Source organism: Micromonospora craterilacus (assembly GCF_003236315.1).
GTDB classification, from domain to species: Bacteria; Actinomycetota; Actinomycetes; order Mycobacteriales; family Micromonosporaceae; genus Micromonospora; species Micromonospora craterilacus.
In genome coordinates this window covers 1-2,386 of record NZ_POTY01000427.1, presented here as the reverse complement: position 1 = coordinate 2,386, position 2,386 = coordinate 1, and the positions used below count along the sequence as shown (strand labels likewise).

The following is a 2,386-nucleotide window of genomic DNA, read 5'->3' as shown; positions in this document are numbered from 1 at the left end:
GCGCGGGGGTCAGGACGGGGGACGCCATTGGGCGGCCACGGCGGCGGCGCTGCCCAGCAGGCGGGGGGTGATGGTGCCGAGGGCGGCGTCGCGGGCGCGCAACGCCAGCCGGCCCCGGGTCTGCAGCACGGCCGACATCCGTCGGGTCTGCCGGACCACGGCCGCGGCGCGGGGGCGGCGCGACCGGTCGTACGCGACCACCGCGTCGGGCAGCCGCGATTCGCGCAGCAGCGCGGCGAGCGTCGCGGCGTCCTCGAAGGCGAGGCAGGCCCCCTGCCCGAGGTGCGGCGGCATAGCGTGGGCCGCGTCGCCGAGCAGCACCACCCCGCCCGGTCCGACCGGGAAGCCGTACGCCCGCGGCAACGGGCGCAGCTCACGGATTTCCTGCTGCACCAGGTCGGCCGGGTCGGTGGCGGCCAGCAGCTCGTCGACCGGCGCGGGCCAGCCGGCGTACCAGCGGCGCAGCAGGCCCAGCTGGGTCTCCGGCGGCTCGGGTCGGGGCGCGCCGGCCGCAGTGGCCATCCAGTAGATGCCACCCCGGCTGGAGGCGCCGGAGGAGCCGCGCTCGCCCAGCGAGGCGGCCACGAAGCGGTAGCCGGCGCCGAGGATCTCCCCAACGACGGGTTCACCGGCGGGCAGGCTCGGCGCCCGGTACCAGGGGATCACCGCCCGCCAGGCGGCGCACCCGGAGCTGACCACGCCCGCCTCGGGGGCGAGCTGACGGCGGACCACACTGTCCGTGCCGTCGGCCGCGACCACCAGATCCGCCTCGAACATGTGCCGGCCGTCACCGACCGCGGGGCGCAGCCCCGAGGCCGCCCGCACCGTCCGCACGGTCACCCCGGTACGCAGCTCGACCCGGTCGCCCAGGCCCGCGATCAGGGCGTCGTGCAGGTCCTCCCGGTGCACCACGACCGGAAGGCGCTCGGCCGGAGTCTGCCGCGGCTGCACCAGCCAGTGCCCGTCGGGGCGACGTACGCCGCTGTCGGGCAGCGGGGTGGCGATCGCGTCCAGGCCGGCGCCGAGGTCCAGCGCGCGCAGGGCACGGACCCCGTTGGGCCAGAGCACGACGGCGGTCGGCTCGGGGCGGATCCGGTCGGCCCGTTCCAGGAGGGTGACCTGCCAGCCCGATCGGGCGAGCGCGCCGGAGACCGCCAGGCCGCCGAGGCCACCGCCGACCACCACTGCGGTCCGCATGGCGCCGCCCCTCAGCTGTCGCGGTCGGCGGGCCGGGCCGCCGCGGACTCCGTCGCCTCACCGTCGGCGATCCGGGCCGAGGTGGCCCCCGCCACGTCACCCGCCACGGGCTCGTCGTCCGGCTGCTCCCCGTCGAGCGAGGACCCGCCGTCGGCGTCGTCCGCCGGCTCGGGCGGTGCCTCGCCGGTCTCCCGCCAGTGCTGGAACTGCTCCTCGCTGACCACCCGGTACCCCTCGGGCGCGGCCGGCTCGGCGGCCTGCCTCGCCGACAGGTCGACCTGGGAGACGTCGGAGTCGGCCGGCGACACGGTCGCGGCCGGCACGCCGATCGGGATCAGGTACTCGCGCGGCCCGCGGACCCGCAGGAAGTAGATCAACGCGCCGAGGAACACCAGCGCCGCGGTCCAGACGTTGAGTCGTACGCCGAGGATGGTGTTGGCCTCGTCGGTACGCATCATCTCGATCCAGAACCGGCCGGCGGTGTAGCCCATCACGTAGAGGGCGAACGCCCGACCACGGCCGAGCTTCAGCCGGCGGTCGAGGAAGTACACCAGCGCCGCGACCCCGACGTTCCACAGCGCCTCGTAGGCGAAGGTCGGGTGGTAGAGCCCCTCCTCGAGGATCGGCCGGCCGGTCTCGTCGCGCAGCGCCTGGCCGCCGTCCATCCGGTGGATCTCCAGCCCCCAGGGCAGGTTGGTGGGCCCGCCGAAGAGCTCGTTGTTGAACCAGTTGCCGAGCCGGCCGATCGCCTGGGCCAGCGGCAGGCCCGGCGCCAGCGCGTCGGCGACCACGGTGAACGGGATGCCCAACTGCCGGGCGGCGATCCAGGCACCGACCGCGCCACCGGCGACCGCACCCCAGATGCCGAGCCCGCCCTCGTGGATGAAGAAGATCTTGACCCAGTCCCCGCCGGTGCCGAAGTACGGCGCCGGTGAGGTGATCACGTGGTAGATCCGGGCGCCGATGATGCCGGCCGGCACCGCCCAGAGGGCGATGTCGAGCACCGCACCGGGGGCGACCCCGCGCTGACGCAGCCGCCGCTCGGTGACCCAGCAGGCCACCACGATGCCGGCGATGATGCACAGCGCGTACGCCCGCAGGGGGAATGGGCCGAGATGCCAGACGGCGGTGCTCGGGCTGGGAAGGGCGGCCAGTGGCATTGGCGAGGCGAGACTCACGGGTGCAAAGG

The 2,386-nt window shown here is 75.6% G+C and carries 2 protein-coding genes; both read right to left on the bottom strand.

Annotated elements, in window-relative coordinates; all coding sequences use genetic code 11:
• Positions 1-9 precede the first annotated feature (9 nt).
• A complete protein-coding gene (locus tag C1I95_RS33410; RefSeq protein WP_111220062.1) occupies positions 10-1,197 on the bottom strand; it encodes an FAD-dependent oxidoreductase in 1,188 nt (395 codons plus the stop codon).
• An 11-nt stretch (positions 1,198-1,208) separates the two neighbouring features.
• Positions 1,209-2,375, bottom strand: coding sequence for a prolipoprotein diacylglyceryl transferase (lgt, locus tag C1I95_RS33405; protein WP_111220060.1), 1,167 nt, complete (start codon positions 2,373-2,375; stop codon positions 1,209-1,211).
• Positions 2,376-2,386: the final 11 nt, after the last annotated feature.